This window comes from Herbaspirillum sp. UBA812 (assembly GCF_002296545.1).
Classification (GTDB): domain Bacteria; phylum Pseudomonadota; class Gammaproteobacteria; order Burkholderiales; family Burkholderiaceae_D; genus Herbaspirillum; species Herbaspirillum huttiense.
Genome location: NZ_DBIC01000228.1, coordinates 1 through 16,816, shown reverse-complemented (window position 1 = coordinate 16,816; position 16,816 = coordinate 1). Strand labels below are relative to the sequence as shown.

At 63.1% G+C, this 16,816-nt stretch carries 18 protein-coding genes; 12 read left to right on the top strand and 6 right to left on the bottom strand.

Annotated elements, in window-relative coordinates; translation table 11 throughout:
• From B3873_RS14915 to B3873_RS14880, 8 genes are all read left to right on the top strand, one after another.
• On the top strand, positions 1–307 hold a 307-nt coding region (locus B3873_RS14915; RefSeq protein ID WP_286867011.1), incomplete at its 5' end, for a hypothetical protein.
• Positions 304–2,367 carry a methionine--tRNA ligase gene (gene metG, locus B3873_RS14910; RefSeq protein WP_286867009.1) on the top strand — a complete coding sequence of 688 codons (2,064 nt, stop codon included), beginning with the start codon at positions 304–306 and terminating at the stop codon, positions 2,365–2,367. The genes B3873_RS14915 and metG, both read left to right, overlap by 4 nt.
• 41 nt (positions 2,368–2,408) lie before the next feature.
• Positions 2,409–2,888, top strand: a complete 480-nt coding sequence (locus B3873_RS14905) for a GNAT family N-acetyltransferase (RefSeq protein WP_039784909.1) — start codon at positions 2,409–2,411, stop codon at positions 2,886–2,888.
• Between the two features lie 221 nt (positions 2,889–3,109).
• A complete protein-coding gene (locus B3873_RS14900) occupies positions 3,110–4,090 on the top strand; it encodes a sugar-binding transcriptional regulator (protein WP_348745699.1) in 981 nt (326 codons plus the stop codon).
• Positions 4,091–4,114: 24 nt separating this feature from the next.
• On the top strand, positions 4,115–5,164 hold the full coding sequence (locus tag B3873_RS14895; protein WP_286867005.1) for an ABC transporter ATP-binding protein: 1,050 nt from the start codon (positions 4,115–4,117) through the stop codon (positions 5,162–5,164).
• A gap of 54 nt (positions 5,165–5,218) precedes the next feature.
• A complete protein-coding gene (locus B3873_RS14890; RefSeq protein ID WP_121042064.1) occupies positions 5,219–6,511 on the top strand; it encodes an ABC transporter substrate-binding protein in 1,293 nt (430 codons plus the stop codon).
• A 27-nt stretch (positions 6,512–6,538) separates the two neighbouring features.
• Complete coding sequence (locus B3873_RS14885) at positions 6,539–7,414, top strand: carbohydrate ABC transporter permease (protein ID WP_286867001.1); 876 nt, start codon at positions 6,539–6,541, stop codon at positions 7,412–7,414.
• The gene (locus B3873_RS14880; protein ID WP_209535709.1) at positions 7,411–8,241 is read left to right on the top strand and encodes a carbohydrate ABC transporter permease; all 831 of its coding nucleotides are present in this window, start codon (positions 7,411–7,413) and stop codon (positions 8,239–8,241) included. The genes B3873_RS14885 and B3873_RS14880 overlap by 4 nt, the downstream gene beginning before the upstream one ends.
• Before the next feature lie 12 nt (positions 8,242–8,253).
• Here B3873_RS14880 and bamE read toward each other — a convergent pair whose 3' ends face one another.
• On the bottom strand, positions 8,254–8,781 hold the full coding sequence (gene bamE / locus B3873_RS14875; RefSeq protein WP_286866999.1) for an outer membrane protein assembly factor BamE domain-containing protein: 528 nt from the start codon (positions 8,779–8,781) through the stop codon (positions 8,254–8,256).
• Positions 8,782–8,852: 71 nt separating this feature from the next.
• Here bamE and B3873_RS14870 point away from each other — a divergent pair, with 71 nt between their 5' ends.
• The 4 genes from B3873_RS14870 to B3873_RS14855 all read left to right on the top strand — a co-directional run bounded on the left by B3873_RS14870 (position 8,853) and on the right by B3873_RS14855 (position 11,782).
• Positions 8,853–9,056 (top strand): DUF3460 family protein, encoded by a 204-nt coding sequence (locus B3873_RS14870; protein WP_034337181.1) that lies wholly within the window; start codon positions 8,853–8,855, stop codon positions 9,054–9,056.
• 9 nt (positions 9,057–9,065) lie between these two features.
• Positions 9,066–9,962: a segregation and condensation protein A gene (locus B3873_RS14865; protein WP_008330242.1), complete on the top strand. Its 897-nt coding sequence runs from the start codon at positions 9,066–9,068 to the stop codon at positions 9,960–9,962.
• Between the two features lie 89 nt (positions 9,963–10,051).
• Positions 10,052–10,891: a pantoate--beta-alanine ligase gene (gene panC / locus B3873_RS14860; protein ID WP_209535706.1), complete on the top strand. Its 840-nt coding sequence runs from the start codon at positions 10,052–10,054 to the stop codon at positions 10,889–10,891.
• A 3-nt stretch (positions 10,892–10,894) separates the two neighbouring features.
• Positions 10,895–11,782 (top strand): cobalamin-binding protein, encoded by an 888-nt coding sequence (locus B3873_RS14855; RefSeq protein ID WP_209535704.1) that lies wholly within the window; start codon positions 10,895–10,897, stop codon positions 11,780–11,782.
• 46 nt (positions 11,783–11,828) lie between these two features.
• Here the strand turns inward: B3873_RS14855 and B3873_RS14850 are convergent, their stop codons facing one another.
• From B3873_RS14850 to B3873_RS14830, 5 genes are all read right to left on the bottom strand, one after another.
• A complete protein-coding gene (locus B3873_RS14850; RefSeq protein ID WP_039785020.1) occupies positions 11,829–12,458 on the bottom strand; it encodes an outer membrane protein in 630 nt (209 codons plus the stop codon).
• A 326-nt stretch (positions 12,459–12,784) separates the two neighbouring features.
• Positions 12,785–13,384 (bottom strand): outer membrane protein, encoded by a 600-nt coding sequence (locus B3873_RS14845; RefSeq protein ID WP_209535702.1) that lies wholly within the window; start codon positions 13,382–13,384, stop codon positions 12,785–12,787.
• A 165-nt stretch (positions 13,385–13,549) separates the two neighbouring features.
• The gene (locus B3873_RS14840) at positions 13,550–14,350 is read right to left on the bottom strand and encodes an ABC transporter ATP-binding protein (protein WP_286867013.1); all 801 of its coding nucleotides are present in this window, start codon (positions 14,348–14,350) and stop codon (positions 13,550–13,552) included.
• A gap of 5 nt (positions 14,351–14,355) precedes the next feature.
• On the bottom strand, positions 14,356–15,339 hold the full coding sequence (locus tag B3873_RS14835; RefSeq protein ID WP_286866994.1) for a FecCD family ABC transporter permease: 984 nt from the start codon (positions 15,337–15,339) through the stop codon (positions 14,356–14,358).
• Positions 15,340–15,361: 22 nt separating this feature from the next.
• On the bottom strand, positions 15,362–16,816 hold a 1,455-nt coding region (locus B3873_RS14830; protein WP_286866992.1), incomplete at its 5' end, for a TonB-dependent receptor domain-containing protein.

Genomic DNA, 16,816 nt, shown 5'->3' with positions numbered 1-16,816 from the left:
TCATGTCCTTGCCGGTATTGGGGTCGATCACCTGCAACAGGGCCGCCTTGATCTCTTCCACGGTAATGCTCATTGGTTCTCCTTGCTCAGAACCCGCAAGTCTAAACCAATCGCGCCAGGGCCGCCCTGTGCGGCAATCAAACCACCCTTGCACAAAGCTTCACTTTGGTTGCAATGGAGCAACTACTGCGCCCAAGGCCCTGTGGCTGATAGAATGCCCCTCTTTCATGGCAGTTTTCTTGCAGCTTTCTTGCTTTTTCGGCGCGCACGCGCCTTAACCTACTTGCATCGTCCGTATCGCCAATGAGCACTTCCGCACCTCGCCAACTCTTCGTCACGACCGCACTCCCCTACGCCAACGGCGCTTTCCACATCGGCCACATCATGGAATACATCCAGGCCGATATCTGGGTCCGGTTCCAGCGAATGCAGGGCAATGAGGTGCACTTCGTCGGTGCCGACGACGCCCACGGCGCGCCCATCATGATCGCCGCCGAAAAGGCCAACATCACGCCGCAGCAGTTCGTGGCCAACATCGCCGCCGGCCGCAAGCAGTACCTGGATGGCTTCCACATCGCCTTCGACAACTGGAGCTCCACCGACAGCCCCGAGAACCATGAACTGTCCCAGGAGATCTACCGCGCCCTGCGCGACGAGGCCAAGCTGATCTCCACCAAGACCATCGACCAGTTCTACGATCCGGTGAAGAACATGTTCCTGCCGGACCGCTACATCAAGGGCGAATGCCCCAAGTGCGGCACCAAGGACCAGTACGGCGACTCCTGCGAGAACTGCAGCGCGGTCTATTCCCCGACCGACCTGAAGAATCCTTACTCGACCCTCTCGGGCGCCACGCCCGTAATGAAGTCGTCTGAACATTTCTTCTTCAAGCTCTCGGATCCGAAGTGCGTCGCCTTCCTGCGCGAATGGGCACTGGACAGCAACCGCCTGCAACCGGAAGTAGCCAACAAGGCCCGCGAGTGGCTGGACGGCGAAGACGGCCTGGGCGACTGGGACATCAGCCGCGACGCGCCCTACTTCGGCATCGAGATCCCGGACGCACCGGGCAAGTACTTCTACGTCTGGCTGGACGCGCCCATCGGCTACCTGGCCTCGCTGAAGAATTACTTCGTCAAGACCGGCCGCGACTTCGACGCCTTCATGGCCGATGACAAGACCGAGCAGTATCACTTCATCGGCAAGGACATCACCTACTTCCACACCTTGTTCTGGCCCGCCATGCTGAAGTTCGCCGGCCGCAAGACGCCGACCAACGTGTTCGCGCACGGCTTCATCACGGTCAGCGGCGAGAAGATGTCCAAGTCGCGCGGCACCGGCATTTCGCCGCTGCGCTACCTGGATATCGGCATGAATCCGGAATGGCTGCGCTACTACATCGCCGCCAAGCTCAACGCCAAGGTGGAAGACGTGGACTTCAACCCGGACGACTTCGTCGCCCGCGTCAACGCCGACCTGATCGGCAAGTACGTCAACATCGCCAGCCGCGCTGCCGGTTTCATCGCCAAGCGCTTCGAAGGCCGTGTTTCCACCCAGTGGGCCACTGCTGACGATGCCTTCCTGGCCAAGCTGCGCGGCGTGGCTGAAGAGATCCGCAGCCTCTACGAGCAGCGCGAATACGGCAAGGCCCTGCGCCTGGTGATGGAACAAGCCGACGCCATCAACGCCTACGTGGACGCCAACAAGCCCTGGGAACTGGCCAAGGACAGCAGCAAGGATGCGCAACTGCACGAGGTCTGCAGCCGCCTGCTGGAAGCCTTCCGCATCCTGACCGTCTACCTCAAGCCGGTGCTGCCGCAACTGGCCGCCCAGGTGGAAGCCTTCCTGCAGGTCCAGCCCTTCCAGTGGAGCGATGTGGCCGTGCCGCTGGCCGATGGCCACGTCATCAATGCCTATTCGCACCTGATGCAGCGCGTCGATCCCAAGATGCTCGATGCCCTGTTCGAAGCGCCGGAAGCGCCTGCAGCCGCACCCGCAGCAGCGGAAAGCGCCATCGAAGAGCTGGCGCCGGAAATCTCCATCGATGACTTCGCCAAGGTCGACCTGCGCATCGCCAAGATCGTCAACTGCGAAGCCGTGGAAGGCTCCACCAAGCTGCTGCGCCTGACCCTGGATGCCGGCGAAGGCCGTACCCGCAATGTCTTCTCGGGCATCGCCTCGGCCTACAAGCCGGAAGAACTGGTCGGCAAGCTGACCGTGATGGTGGCCAACCTGGCGCCGCGCAAGATGAAGTTCGGTGTCTCCGAGGGCATGGTGCTGGCCGCCTCCGCCAAGGACGAGAAAGCCAATCCGGGCATCTACGTGCTCAACCCCTGGCCGGGTGCCGAGCCGGGCATGCGCGTGCGCTGAGGCATTCGCCGCCGATTGCCTGTGCAGGAGGAAAGAACGTCATGAACCTGGTGATACGTGAAGCCACCTCGGAAGATGCCAGTCTGATCGCCGAACTGACCCGTCACAGCTGGGCCAACAAGGTTGCGCCCAGTTCCTCGGGTCACCGCGAGGCCCCCGACCATGTGCAGGAAGACCTGCAGCATGGCGGTGCCTTCATCCTGCTCAGTGGCGAGACGCCCGCCGGTTCGGTGCGCTGGCTGCCTCTGGACACCGAAAGCGATGTCTGGGAAATCCGCCGCATGGGCATCGCCCCGGCGTTCCGGGGTGAACGCCTGTCCCAGCACCTGATGGAAGCCCTGATCCATCGTGCCCAGTCAGCCGATGTGCGCGAATTGCGGCTGGCGGTACGCACCGATCAGGTGCAGCTGGTGGACCTGTATGCCGCCTTCGGCTTCGAGATCGCGCCGGAACTGGAATACACCCGCGCCAATCCGCAGGAAGCCCCGCCCATCGTGATGCGGCGCGTGATGCGGCACTGATGTTTCTCCTCCTGTGATCCCCCTGAAAGCGACGCCTGGTGCGTCGCTTTTCTTTTGCCTCCCCGCCATCCCGGCAAATTGGAACGTTTGTTCATCAAGCGGTAACAATCGCTCGCTACCATCGTGAAAACGTTGTCAGGAGGCCAAGCCCGCCTGGCCTGCCGGGGGGCAGTCCAAGGGCATGCGCCATCAGTTCACATTCACAGGTAAGCACAATAACAATGGCCCAAGGGGATAGACAGGAAACTGCCTACATGGCGGTGCGCGTAGCGCGGCTCTACTACTTCCGGAACATGACCACCGCCGCGATTGCCGACGAAATCGGGACTTCGCGCGCGACCGTCTCGCGCCTGCTGTCCTTCGCACTGGAGCGCGGACTGGTGGAAATCCGCGTGCACGACCCGCAGCAGGTCTCCGGCAGCCTGGAAGCGGCCATCGCTCATCACTATCGGCTGCGGTCGATCCAGGTGGTGCCCGTGGCGGCGGCAGCCACCGACAAGGAAACCCTGCAGCGGGTCACCTGTCACGCTGCTGCCTATGTCAATTCACTGGTCACGCCGGGCACCGTCATCGGCCTGGCCTGGGGCACGACCGTGGCGCAGATCGCCGACCAGCTGCTGCCGCGCCATGTGCATGACGTGGACGTGGTCGCCTTGAACGGCTCCGGCAGCGGTGCCAGCTTCATCAACAGCTTCAGCGAATCCATCGTCTCGCGTTTTGCCCAGAACTATGGTGCGCGCGCCCATCACCTGCCGGTGCCGGCGTTCTTCGACTATCCCGAAACGCGCACGGCTTTATGGCGAGAAAAGAGCATCAAGGCCATCCGCGACCTGCAGGAACGCGCCTCCATCCTGCTGTTCTCCATCGGGGCCGAGGCCACCGGCAGCTATATCCATACCGCCGGCTACCTGGGCGAAGAAGAACGCCAGATCTTGCGCGACGAAGGCCTGGTCGGCGATATCGCCACGGTCTTCTTCCGTGCCGATGGTTCCTGGCGCGATGTGGCCTTCAATGCCCGCAACAGCGGCCCGGACATGGAGTGCTTTGCGCGCGCCGCGCATTCGCTGTGCGTGGTCTCCGGCACCGGCAAGCTGCCGGGCCTCAAAGCCGCATTGCGCGGCGGCTTCATCAACGAACTGATCATCGACGAACCGAGCGCGCGCCTGCTGGTGGAGCAGATCCGCAGCGGCGCGGCGGCGTGATCACATCTCCACGAGGAAACCAGCATGGCAGCCATCTCCTTGCAGGGCGTCTGCAAGCACTGGGGTCAAGCCCAGGCGGTGAGCAACATCGATTTCGAGGTCAAGTCGGGGCAGTTCACCGTCCTGCTGGGGCCTTCCGGCTGCGGCAAGTCGACCACCCTGCGCCTGATCGCAGGACTGGACAAACCCACTTCCGGCAGCATCCACATCGGCGGCCGCGATGTCACGCAACTGCCCCCGGCCCAGCGCAAGATTTCCATGGTGTTCCAGTCGTATGCGCTGTTCCCGCACCTGAGCGTGCGCGACAACATTCTCTTCGGCGTGCGCGTGCGCAAGGAGCCGCGTGCAGGCCATGCGTCACGCCTGCAGCGCGTGGCTGACATTCTCGGCCTGTCGCACCTGCTGGAGCGCCGCCCGGCACAGCTCTCCGGCGGCCAGCAGCAGCGCGTGGCGCTGGGCCGCGCCATCATTGCCGATGCACCGGTGTGCCTGATGGATGAACCGCTCTCCAACCTCGATGCGCAGCTGCGCCAGGAAATGCGCCGCGAGATCCGCGCCCTGCAGCAGCAGCTGAACATGACCATGGTCTACGTCACCCACGACCAGACCGAAGCCATGAGCATGGCCGACCAGGTGATCCTGCTGCGCGAAGGCCGCATCGAACAGGACGCAGCGCCCGCCGATCTCTACGCCCAGCCAGCCACAGCCTTTGCCGCCCGCTTCATCGGCACGCCGCCGATGAACCTGCTGCCCCTGCAAGCGCATGCGCAAGGCCTGGCCATTGCCGGTAGCAACGTGGTGTTGCAGGAGCTCGGCCAGCCCCCCCTGCAACTCGGGCTGCGCCCTGAACACATCCGCCTGGCAGCGGCCAGCGAGGCCACCGCGCCCGCCTTGGTGGAGACGGTCGAATACTTCGGTGCCGACACCATCATCGGCGCGCGCATCGGCAGCGCCTCGCTGCTGGTGCGCGCGCCCGGACAACACCGGTTCAACGCGGGCGAAACGGTTCACCTGGCCTGGAACGACCGCGACCAGTATTTCTTCGATCAGGAGAGCGGCCTGCGCCGGTCCTGACCCGTAAAACGATTTCCGCAGCAAGCCAACCCATCCACCTCATGGAGATGCATCATGCGTAGAACCTTCCTCAAGTCCCTGGCCGCACTGGCTGTCTCAGCCGCTTTCTGTGCGCCGGTGCTGGCCGCCAATCCGGTCGAGATCAGCTTTTATTACCCGGTCGCCGTGGGCGGTGCGGTCACCAAGACCATCGACAGCATGGTGGCCGATTTCGAGAAGGCCAATCCCGACATCAAGGTCAAGGCCATCTATGCCGGCACCTACCAGGAAAGCATCGTCAAGGCACTGACCGCCTTCAAGGGCGGCACCCCGCCGACCCTGGCCGTGCTGCTCTCGACCGATCTCTTCACCCTGATCGACGAGAACGCCATCGTCCCCATCGACAGCCTGGCCAGCAGTGCCGAAGACAAGAAGTGGATCGACGGCTTCTACAAGGGCTTCATGGAAAACAGCCAGACCGAAGGCAAGACCTGGGGCATTCCCTTCCAGCGCTCGACCATCGTGATGTACTACAACAAGAACCTGTTCAAGGAAGCCGGCCTGAACCCCGACAAGGCCCCGGCCAACTGGAACGAGATGGTGGAAGCCGCCAAGAAGCTGACCAAGCGCGATGCCGCCGGCAACGTCAGCCAGTGGGGTGTGAAGATTCCTTCCACCGGCTTCGGCTACTGGATGTTCCAGGCCATGACCGCTTCCAATGACACGATCCTCATGAACAGCGCCGGCACCAAGACCTACTTCGACAAGCCGGGCGCCGTGCAGGCCCTGCAGCACTGGGTCGACCTGACCACAAAAGACAAGGTGATGCCGGCCGGTTCCATCGAATGGGGCACCACGCCCAAGGACTTCCTGGAGCAGAAGGCTGCCATGGTCTGGACCACCACCGGCAACCTGACCAACATCCGCACCAACGCCAGCTTCCCCTTCGGCGTGGCCATGCTGCCCGGCATCAAGCATCCGGGCAGCCCCACCGGCGGCGGCAATTTCTACGTCTTCAACAAGACTTCGCCGGCCGAGCAGCAGGCCGCCATGAAGTTCATCCGCTTTGCCACCGAACCGGCGCGCGCGGCGCAGTGGTCCATTGCCACCGGCTATGTGGCCCCGCGCCAGGATGCCTGGGATACCCCGGAAATGAAGAAATATTTGCAGGACGTCCCGGCCGCCGACGTGGCGCGCGAGCAGATGAAGTATGGCGTGGCTGAACTGTCCACCCACGACAACCAGCGCGTGACCAAGGCCCTGAACGACAACCTGCAGGCAGCGCTGTCCGGCACCAAAACACCGGAGGCCGCCCTGAAGGATGCCCAGCGCGAAGCCGAGCGCATCCTGCGCGCCTACGGCCGCTAAGCGCGGTCCGTTGCACAAGGCCTGCCGATGAAACGCCTGCCCTCCTCCGTGCTGCCCTGGCTGCTGCTGTCACCGGCCATGGTGCTGCTGATCGCCTTCACGCACTATCCAGCGCTGGCCACGCTCTGGCACAGCTTCTTCTCCACGCCCAAGGGAGCCCGCCCGTCGGTCTTCGTCGGGCTGGAGAATTATCGGCTGATGGTGGAGGATCCGGTGTTCTGGCAGGCCCTGTGCAACAACCTCTGGTTCGCCCTCGGCACCATCCCGCTGGCCATTGCCCTGGCCATCCTGATGGCGTTGTGGGTCAACGAGAAACTGGCCGGGCGCGGCGTGCTGCGCCTGGCCTATTTCACGCCGACGGTGCTGCCGATGATCGCGGTGGCCAATATCTGGCTGTTCTTCTATACCCCGCAATACGGCCTGCTGGAGCAGATCACCGGTGCGCTGGGCCTGCCCTCGCACAACTGGCTGGGCAATCCGCAAACCGTACTGGGTGCGCTGATGGTGGTGGCAGTGTGGAAGGAAGCCGGCTTCTTCATGATCTTCTACCTGGCCGCCCTGCAGCAGATCTCGCCGGTGCTGGCCGAAGCCGCCGCACTTGAAGGGGCATCGCGCTGGCAATACTTCTGGCGCGTGCAGTTCCCGCTGCTCATGCCCACCACGCCGTTCGTGCTGATCAATGCGCTCATCAATGCCTTCCGCCTGGTGGACCACATCGTGGTGATGACCAAGGGCGGGCCGGACAATGCCAGCTCCCTGCTGCTGTACTACATCTATGAAGTTGGCTTCGCCTTCTGGGATTCTTCCTACGCTGCAGCCCTGACGGTAGTGCTGCTGGCCCTGCTGGGACTGATTGCGCTGGTGAAGTTTCGTGTACTTGACCGCAGGACCCACTACCAATGATCGCGCCTACCTCACCCTTCGCTGAGCGCCATCGCGCGCTGGAAACCGTCTCTGCCTGGGTGCTGGCGCTGCTGTGGCTGCTGCCGCTGCTGTATGCGCTGTGGACGGCCTTCCATCCGGCCGCCTACGCCACCCGCTTCGTGCCGGATGCACCGCTGACGCTGCAGAACTTTGCCAACGCCTGGCATGCCGCGCCGTTTCCGCGCTATTTCCTCAACACCTTCCTGCTGGTGACGATGATCCTGGCGGCGCAGCTGGTGCTGGCCACGCTGGCGGCCTATGCGTTTGCCCGCTTCACGTTTCGGGGCAGCAATGTGATGTTCATGCTGGTACTGCTGCAACTGATGGTGATGCCCGACATCCTGATCGTGGAGAACTACCAGACCATGAACCTGCTGGGCCTGCGCGACACCATCCTCTCGATTGGCCTGCCCTACTTTGCCTCGGCGTTCGGCATCTTCCTGCTGCGCCAGACCTTCAAGACGGTGCCGCGCGAGCTGGATGAAGCGGCAACCGTGGAAGGCGCCTCGGCCTGGCAGATCCTGATGCAGGTCTATGTGCCGCTGGCCAAGCCGATCTATATCGCCTTCGGGCTGGTCTCGGTCAGTACCCACTGGAACAACTTCCTGTGGCCGCTGATCGTGACCAATTCGGTGGAATCGCGCCCGCTGACGGTGGGGCTGCAGGTGTTCTCCTCCACCGACCAGGGGGTGGACTGGTCCATCATCACGGCGGCCACGCTGATGACTTCTGCGCCTTTGCTGCTGGCGTTCCTGCTGTTCCAGCGGCAGTTCGTGCAGTCGTTCATGCGGGCGGGGATACGCTGAACCCGCAGGGGTTCAGTGGCCCGAGATTTCCGAAATCGAGGTGCGCACGACCTGCTTGGTGGTGATGTCGAAATGCACGTTGAAAAGCCGGTCCTCGTGCACGTAGTGATACTTCCAGTCCCACACTTCCTCATTCTTGCGGGTGAACTGCACCACGGTGCGCGGCCGGCCGAATTCGCGGCGGATCTGCTCAGTTGTCATACCCGGACGGATGGTGTCGAAATGTTCCTGCGTCAGCACCTGCGTGTAGTCGATCAGCGTGCCGGAGGCCCCGATACGGAACATCCAGGTCCGGATGCCTTCCGGTCCCTTGGGGTATTCCAGGGTTTTGGCCCCGCCACCGTCTTCCCAGACGGTATCGGGCTGGCCCATTACGCCGCGCACGTCGGCTTCGCTGGAAACACCCTTTTGCAACTTGTCCAAACCGAACTCCTCGATGGGATTGCCGTTGCGGTCGCAGCCAAACATGGCCAGAGCGACAAGCAAAGCGCCGAAATGACCGGCGTGGCGACGCAGGCGGGTGAAGATGGGTTCACGCATAGGTAATTGATTATCCCTGATGAAGACAAGGTAAAATACGGCTTCTGTGTAACATTTGGCCTGAAAATATCATGCTCTTCGGAAAAAAGACCACCTACGTATCTGAAATCACCCAGTTCATCGACGAGCTGAAGACGAAGAACCCGAAGCTGGAAGAGTCCCAACGCGCCGGCCGCGCCCTGCTGTGGGACAAGGAACCGCTGGACCTGGACAAGTCCGCCCGTGACAAGGCTTCGCGCGTGGCCCAGCAGCCCTACGTCTACCAGAGCCACTAAGCTGTTCGCATGACGGCTCAAGCAGGTGGCGCCGATCCCGCCGGCCAGCCCGGCGCGGAACCCAGCGCCGACGCCATCGACATCACCCCCGCAGGCCAGCAGGACACCACGCCCGACGTGATCGACGGCGTGGCATTGGCACGCCTGTACGGCGAACCGCTGTTCCAGCTGCCCAATGACCTCTACATCCCGCCGGATGCGCTGGAAGTCTTCCTGGAAGCCTTCCAGGGTCCGCTGGACCTGCTGCTGTACCTGATCCGCAAGCAGAACTTCAACATCCTCGACATTCCGCTGGCGCAAGTCACCGCGCAATACCTGGAATACGTCGAGCAGATCCGCAAGCAGAACCTGGAACTGGCCGCCGAGTACCTGCTGATGGCCGCCATGCTCATCGAAATCAAGTCGCGCATGCTGCTGCCGGCCAAGAAGGCCGAGCCCGGCGAGGAGCCGGAAGATCCGCGCGCCGAGCTGGTGCGCCGCCTGCTGGAATATGAACAGATCAAGCTGGCCGCCCAGGAACTGGACCAGCTGCCGCAGGTCGGCCGCGACTACGTGCGCACCCAGGTCCATATCGAGCAGACCGTGGTCACGCGCTGGCCCGAGGTCGACATCGACGACCTCAAAGCGGTCTGGGCCGATATCCTCAAGCGCGCCAAGCTGACCCAGCATCACCACATCAGCCGCGAAGAACTGTCGGTGCGCGAGCACATGACGGGCATCTTGCGGCGTTTGCAGTCGGCGCGTTTCGTCGAGTTCTCGGACCTCTTCGATCCTTCGCGCGGGGTACCGGTGGTAGTGGTCAACTTCATCGCCCTGCTCGAACTGGCCAAGGAAACGCTCATCGAAATCACCCAGGCCGAAGCCTTCGCGCCCATCTATGTCAGACTGTCGTACTCGCCCAGCTGAGCGGGCGCAGCCGACCGGCAACCGGGGCCGGACTGCGCAGGCTTGAGCGACAAGCCACGCGACGGTCCGCCCGCAACCAGAGAATCCGCATGAAAATCATTTCCTCCATCGAAGAACTCCGCGACCACCTGCGCGGCCAGTTGCGCACCGCCTTCGTGGCGACCATGGGCAACCTGCACGAAGGCCATCTCTCCCTGATGCGGCTGGCGCGCACCCACGGCGACCCGGTGGTGGCCTCGATCTTCGTGAACCGCCTGCAGTTCGGCCCCAACGAGGACTTCGACAAGTATCCCCGCACCTTCCAGGCCGATGTCGAAAAGCTGGAGAAGGAAGGCGTCTATGTCCTCTTCGCCCCCACCGAAAAGGACATGTACCCGGAACCGCAGGAATACCGCGTGCAGCCGCCCAATGACCTGGGCAACATCCTGGAGGGTGAATTCCGTCCCGGCTTCTTCACCGGCGTTTCCACCGTGGTGATGAAATTGTTTTCCTGCGTGCAGCCGCGCGTGGCCGTGTTCGGCAAGAAGGATTACCAGCAGCTCATGATTGTGCGCAACATGGCGCGCCAGTTCGCCCTGCCGACCGAAATCGTGGGCGCCGAAACCTACCGCGCCGAAGACGGCCTGGCCCTGTCCTCGCGCAACGGCTACCTGTCGGCCGAAGAACGCGCCGAAGCACCGCTGCTCTACCAGGTGCTCAACGACGTGGCCAACGAAGTGCGCGGCGGCCAGCACAACGTCGCCCAGGTCGAGCAACTGGCCATGGAACGCCTGGCAGGCCGTGGCTGGAAGCCGGACTACGTGGCCGTGCGCAAGCGTATCGACCTGCAGCCGCCCTCGGCCGCCGACATGGAACAAGGTGCGCCGCTGGTGGTGCTGTCGGCCGCCAAACTGGGTGCCACGCGCCTGATCGACAACCTGGAAATCTGATCCATGCGTGCGCTGGCGGCCTGGCTGCTATCCCTTACCGGATTGCTGGCGGCCGGCGCAGCCCACGCCAGCATCACCGTCCAGGATGACCTGGGACAGAACGTCACCCTGCCCCAGCCGGCGCGCCGCATCGTCAGCCTGGCACCACATGTCACCGAACTGCTGTACGCGGCTGGCGCCGGCGAGCAGATCGTCGGCGCCAGCAATCACAGCGACTATCCCCCGCAAGCTGCCCGCCTGCCCAACCTGGGCGGCTACAACGCGCTCGACCTGGAGCGCATCGCCAGCCTCAAGCCCGATCTGGTCGTGGCCTGGCACAGCGGCAACAAACCCCTGCAACTGGCGCGCCTGCGCAGCCTGGGCATTCCCGTCTTCGAGAGCCAGCCGGCCGATTTCGGCATGATCGCTACTTCGCTGGAACGACTGGGCCAGCTGGCCGGTTCCGAGGCCACCGCCCAAGCGGCGGCGGCCGCCTTCCGTGCGCGCTGGCAGCAGCTGGAAGCGCAATATCGCGGCCGTGCGCCGGTGAGCGTGTTCTATCAGATCTGGAGCCAGCCGCTGATGACGCTCAACGGCCAGCACATGGTGTCGTCGGTGCTGCGCCTGTGCGGCGGACGCAATATCTTCGCCGACCTGCCGCAACTGGCGCCTACGGTCAGTGTGGAGTCGGTACTGGCAGCAGATCCTCAAGTGATTCTCACGGCAGGCGATGCGCGCGACCAGCCGCTGGAGCGCTGGAAGGCCTTTCCCCGCCTGCGAGCCGTGCGCGACGGGCAGCTCCATACCGTCAATGCGGATTGGCTGAACCGCGCCGGGCCACGGGTGCTGGAGGCGGCGCAGGAAGTGTGCGGGAAGCTGGATCAGGCACGGCAAGCAACAAGCGCTCAATAAAAACATCCCTCACGAGGAGGGATGTGCGGCTTCAGACTGAAGGTATTCAGAAGCGATATTTCAGGCCAGCGCTCAGGAGATTGGCATTGACTGAAACACCATCCTCCCAGGAACCTCCCACACGCTGCAGACGGGTGTAAGCGCCATTGATGCTGAAGCGGGAAGTCAGGTCATATTCGTAGCCGATCCCCAACTGGTAACCAATACCGGACTGCGAGTGGGAAGTGGATCTGCGGTAAGCATAGGGCCCTTCCTCTGCGGCCTCCAGAGAGACCTGGGAATGCATCAGGCCTCCTTTCAGATACAGCCCGGGAATGAACCCGGTCAATTTGTAGATCGCAAGCAGGTCGAAACCATGGGTGTTGGCCGTCAGGTGCCAGCGATAGGGGCCAGCGTTGCGTTCTTCTCGCTTGAAATCACCCAGATGGAAATATCCTGATTCCAGGGAAAAATTGGGAGTGAACTGATAGCCGACGGACAGCCGCACGGCACCGGCCCGGGCGCTTTCGACATATTCGTCTCGTGACGGGCCGTCATTGCCGTCGTTGACGGCATAGCTGACCGAGCCGCCTTCCAGACCGACATAGATGCCGGTCGCCGGCCTGGACTCCTGCGCAAAGCCCAAGGTCGACATAGCAAATGCCGCAGTGGCGGCGATTAAATGGATTACCTTCATCTGCATATCTCCCACGAAGTTGATCGAATCGTTGCGATCCCGAAGGCGTGTGCTGCTGCCCTCGGGAGCGAGCTCCTGACGTAGCACGGAGGTGCTGTGCCAAGCCGGGCGCGATCATAGGAGTTGATGAGGAGAAGTCATCCGAATGCGAGAAAAATGTGTATTTTCCTCGATGAATAGCGAAGGCCCGCTCGAAATCGAATCAAGTGCAAGCGAAAAAACAAGTCGCCACATGGGCTGGCATGGGTGCCTGCACGCTGCATGTGAACGAAAAAAATCCCTCCACCTGGGAGGGATTTCAAGACCCGCAAAACTGCAGGTAAAGCTTAGAACTTGTACTTCACGCCAGCCGAGTACAGATTCATCTTGTTGTCGCTTTCGCCACCCAGCTTTTCGAAGCGGGTGTAGCCAACGTTGATGCCAACGTTCTTCGCCACGGCGAACTCATAGCCCAGGCCGTACAGGTAACCGGTACCGGTTTGCGAGAAGGAGCTCGTGCCGGACGGCTGGCTCAGTTCCAGGGAAACCTTGGAACGGGTCGCACCCGCCTTCAGGTACAGGCCCGGCACGAATTCGGTGAACTTGTAGATCACGGACAGATCGGCGCCCTTGACGTCAGCCTTGACGTTGTAACGCACGGTACCGGTGCGGTTGGTACCGTCTTGCTTGAAGTCGTCGGTGGCGAAGTAACCCAGTTCGATCGCGAAGTTCTTGTTGATCTGATAACCAACCAGGGCGCGCAGGGCACCGGTTTCGTTGGTTTCGGAGGTCTTCACGCCGTTGGTCGGGGTAGCGATGCTGCTGATGGAGGCGACGCCGCCTTCCAGGCCGATGTACACGCCGCTGTCAACGGTCTGCGCTGCCACCGAACCGGCGGCCATCATTGCTGCGATTGCTGCAACTGCTGCTGCGATATTCTTTTTCATTCCTGATATCCCTAAATAATTGTCAGTACTTCGTCAGGGTTTTCCCCGGCGGCAATTATATCGGGAGGCGAGAATTCGTAAATATTGGTAAAGAGTTTTTTGTTGATTTTCTGAGCTCTTTTGTTGAAAAACAACATATCAGCAGATGAGAATACGAAGCTTCCTTCAAACCTTGCGCTTCTCCTGCTCACCCTGGCTCGCCACGAAAACCACACCGTCCGGGCTCGCGACCGGGAAGAAGCGGCATCCATACGCCGCCTCCAGCGCTGCAGGCTGCAGGATGGCTTCCGCGGTGCCGCCGTGCGCGGTGCTGCCGTCGAGCAGCAGGATATGCGAGGCAAAGCGCCGCGCCAGATTGATATCGTGACAACTGGCTACCACGGCCCTGCCCTCCTGCGCCCATTCCTGCAGCAATTGCATGACCTGCAATTGGGCCGCGATATCCTGATGCGAGGTCGGTTCATCAAGCAGACAGAGCGCGGGAGCCTGCACCAGCAAGGTCGCCAGCGCCACGCGCTGGCGCTCCCCGCCGGACAGCCGCAACAGATCCTGCCCCGCCAAGCCGGACAGGCCGACCTGTTCGAGGGCGGACAAGGCCTGCGCGCTGTCCTTCTCCGGCCCGCCCCAGCCATCGCCATGGGCAAAGCGGCCCGCCATGACGGCATCCAGCACCGGCAGCGAAAACGCATCCTGTTGATGTTGCAACAGCAGGCCGCGCTGCAAGGCCAGTTGCGACGGCGAAAAGGACGACAGCGCCCTTCCCTGCAGCAGAACCTCGCCGGCATGCGCCGCCTGCAAGCCGGCCAGTACATGCAGCAGGCTGCTTTTGCCGACCCCGTTGCGCCCCAGCACGCACCAGAATTGACCCGCGCGCACCTGCCAGTCCAGCGCCTGCAGCAGGACACGCTCACCCGCGCACACCGCCAGCTGGCGGGTCTGCAGAACGGGCACTGAAGAATGCGTCATATTCGTCATGGGCGGCTCCGCGCCAGCAGCCACAGGAACATTGGCACGCCCACCAGTGCCGTGATCACTCCCACCGGCAGTTGCACCGGTGCGACCACGGTACGCGCCAGCAGATCCGCCAGCGTCAGCATGGCCCCGCCGCCCAGGACGCAGGCCGGCAGCAGCAGGCGCTGGTCATTGCCGACCAGCAGGCGCAAGCCATGCGGCACCACCAGTCCGACGAAACCGATGGTCCCCGCCATCGCCACGGCACCGGCCGTGCAGGCCGCCGCTACGCACAGAAGCATCACCCGCAGCCGCATCACCGGCACGCCCAGCAACTGCGCAAAGGCATCGCCGCGTGCCAGCAGATTGAGCGAGGGCGCATGACGCCAGCTCCACAGCAATGCCAGCAGCAACACCGGTGCCATCAACGGCAGCAGGCGCGCATCGTCGAGGTCGCCGATCAGCCAGAACACCATGCCGCGCAACTGCGCATCCGGCGCAATCGACAGCGCCAGCGAAATCAGCGCACCGAATCCCGCTGCCAGCATCACACCCGTCAGCAACAGGCGCTGGCTGGACAACAAGGGAGACACCGCCAGATGCCGCAGCGAGGGACGCACCAGCCCGAACAGCAGCAGCATCGCCAGCCCCGCGCCCAGCAAGGCGCCGGGCGCGGTGACGGCCTGCACCGGCCAGCCCAGCCGCAGGGCTGCCAGCATGGCCAGCAAGGCCCCGGCCGCCGACCCGCCCGACAAGCCCAATACATAGGGATCGGCCAGCGGATTGCGCAACAGTACCTGCATCAGCGCCCCCGACAGGGCCAGCGCGCCGCCCACGGCAAAGGCGGTCAGCGCGCGTGGCACGCGCAGCGACAGCAGCATCGCCACCTGGTCGGCGGAGGCCGAAGGACGCAGGCAGCCAGTACTGCCGCACAGCACCGCCGCCGACAAGGCCAGCAGGGACAGCAGCAGCAAGGCGCACAGCACGGGCAGGTAACGTCGCATCGGGGCCAGGATCAGGTCAGCATCAGAAGTCGTAGCGGGCGGTGAATTTCAGAGCCCGTCCGTCCTCCGGATAGATGCCCGAGACCGCCCCGCCACTGCAGTCATACGCCTGCGAGTAATACTTGCGATCAGCCAGATTGGTCCCGGTGACGGCAAATTCCCAGGCGCTGACACGCACCGCATACCGCGCATCGAAGGTAGTGAACGAAGGCATGCGCGCGCAGGTGTTGGCGAAGTCGTTGCCCATGCGCTGGCGGTCCACCCAGCGTGCACCGACGTCGGCGCTTTGCTGTCCGGACTTCCAGTTCAGGCGGGTCGACAGCGTATTGGCCGGCACCAGCGCCAGTTGCTTGCCACTGTTGTCGCCTTCCTCGAAACGCGCATTGATGTGCTGGTAGGTGGCACTCCAGCCCAGGGTCTCGGTCAGCTGCACACGGCCTTCCAGTTCCACGCCCTGATGGCGGGTCGGGGCCAGGTTGCTGTTGGCCCCGAAGCCAGCGTTGGCGGTCGGGTCGTAATACAGCTCGTCGCGCACGCGATGGCGGAACCAGCGCAGCGTCACCTGGCGCGCCGTATGGCCCAGGGTCGCGCCCAGTTCCAGGTCATGCGAGACCTGCGGTTTCAGGACCGCACCGCTGGGCAAGGCCGTGAAGCCGTTCTCGTCGGCAGTTGCCAGGCGATAGCTCTGGCCGGTCTTGACGAAGCCGCGCAGCAGCGGCAGCGGCGCATAGCTGGCTTGCAGATCCCAGGCATTGACGGCGCTGGTGCGGCCATAGGCGCCGGAATCGCTCTGCTGGGTGAACTGCTCGCGGCGCACGCCGGCAGCCACGCGGGCGTTGCGGTCGAACTCGATTTCATCGCGCAGGTACAGCGCCTTCGAATGCTGGGAGGCATCGCTGTTGCCATAGCTGGCATTGGTGGCGGAACTCCATTCGGCCAGGTCCACACCGGCAATGGCCTCGTTCTTCCACAGGCCGCTGTCGAGCACGTGACGCAGGCGCGGCGAGAACTGGGTGGTCCGGATGTTGGCTTGGGCGGTGGAAGCGCTGCTGACATAGGTCGAGCGCGAGATTTTTTCACGATGCGACAGCTCGGCCGCCACGTCGAAGGCACCGAAGCGGCGCTCCAGGAAGGCGGTGATGCTGTCATTGTCATAGGAGCCGTGATCCAGCGGCTTGCTGGTCTGGCGCGCATTGGCGTCATATTGCGCCTGGCTCAGGCTGCCCGGCAGGCCGAAATCGGCGCGCGACAAGTTGGCGCGCAGGCCGAAGCGCCAGTCGCTGGCGAACCACTGCACCGTGGTACTGAAATTTTCCTGATTGGACTCGCTGTTGTCGCGCCAGTTGTCGGCATGCGACTTGGCATAGCTGGCGTCGATGGACATGTTGTCCCAGCCGCGCGAAACCGCTGCCCGGCCGGCGCGCTGACCGTTGCTGCCGACTTCGCCGATCACGGTTCCGCGCACGGTATTGGCCTG

Excerpts from the sequence above, each read along its gene's own strand:
- B3873_RS14850 (WP_039785020.1), bottom strand. The coding sequence starts at position 12,458 with ATGAAGGTAATCCATTTAATCGCCGCCACTGCGGCATTTGCTATGTCG.
- B3873_RS14895 (WP_286867005.1), top strand. The coding sequence starts at position 4,115 with ATGGCAGCCATCTCCTTGCAGGGCGTCTGCAAGCACTGGGGTCAAGCC.
- metG (WP_286867009.1), top strand. The coding sequence starts at position 304 with ATGAGCACTTCCGCACCTCGCCAACTCTTCGTCACGACCGCACTCCCC.
- B3873_RS14865 (WP_008330242.1), top strand. The coding sequence starts at position 9,066 with ATGACGGCTCAAGCAGGTGGCGCCGATCCCGCCGGCCAGCCCGGCGCG.
- B3873_RS14870 (WP_034337181.1), top strand. The coding sequence starts at position 8,853 with ATGCTCTTCGGAAAAAAGACCACCTACGTATCTGAAATCACCCAGTTC.
- B3873_RS14905 (WP_039784909.1), top strand. The coding sequence starts at position 2,409 with ATGAACCTGGTGATACGTGAAGCCACCTCGGAAGATGCCAGTCTGATC.
- bamE (WP_286866999.1), bottom strand. The coding sequence starts at position 8,781 with ATGCGTGAACCCATCTTCACCCGCCTGCGTCGCCACGCCGGTCATTTC.
- B3873_RS14840 (WP_286867013.1), bottom strand. The coding sequence starts at position 14,350 with ATGACGCATTCTTCAGTGCCCGTTCTGCAGACCCGCCAGCTGGCGGTG.
- B3873_RS14845 (WP_209535702.1), bottom strand. The coding sequence starts at position 13,384 with ATGAAAAAGAATATCGCAGCAGCAGTTGCAGCAATCGCAGCAATGATG.
- B3873_RS14890 (WP_121042064.1), top strand. The coding sequence starts at position 5,219 with ATGCGTAGAACCTTCCTCAAGTCCCTGGCCGCACTGGCTGTCTCAGCC.
- B3873_RS14900 (WP_348745699.1), top strand. The coding sequence starts at position 3,110 with ATGGCCCAAGGGGATAGACAGGAAACTGCCTACATGGCGGTGCGCGTA.
- B3873_RS14880 (WP_209535709.1), top strand. The coding sequence starts at position 7,411 with ATGATCGCGCCTACCTCACCCTTCGCTGAGCGCCATCGCGCGCTGGAA.
- B3873_RS14835 (WP_286866994.1), bottom strand. The coding sequence starts at position 15,339 with ATGCGACGTTACCTGCCCGTGCTGTGCGCCTTGCTGCTGCTGTCCCTG.
- B3873_RS14855 (WP_209535704.1), top strand. The coding sequence starts at position 10,895 with ATGCGTGCGCTGGCGGCCTGGCTGCTATCCCTTACCGGATTGCTGGCG.
- panC (WP_209535706.1), top strand. The coding sequence starts at position 10,052 with ATGAAAATCATTTCCTCCATCGAAGAACTCCGCGACCACCTGCGCGGC.
- B3873_RS14885 (WP_286867001.1), top strand. The coding sequence starts at position 6,539 with ATGAAACGCCTGCCCTCCTCCGTGCTGCCCTGGCTGCTGCTGTCACCG.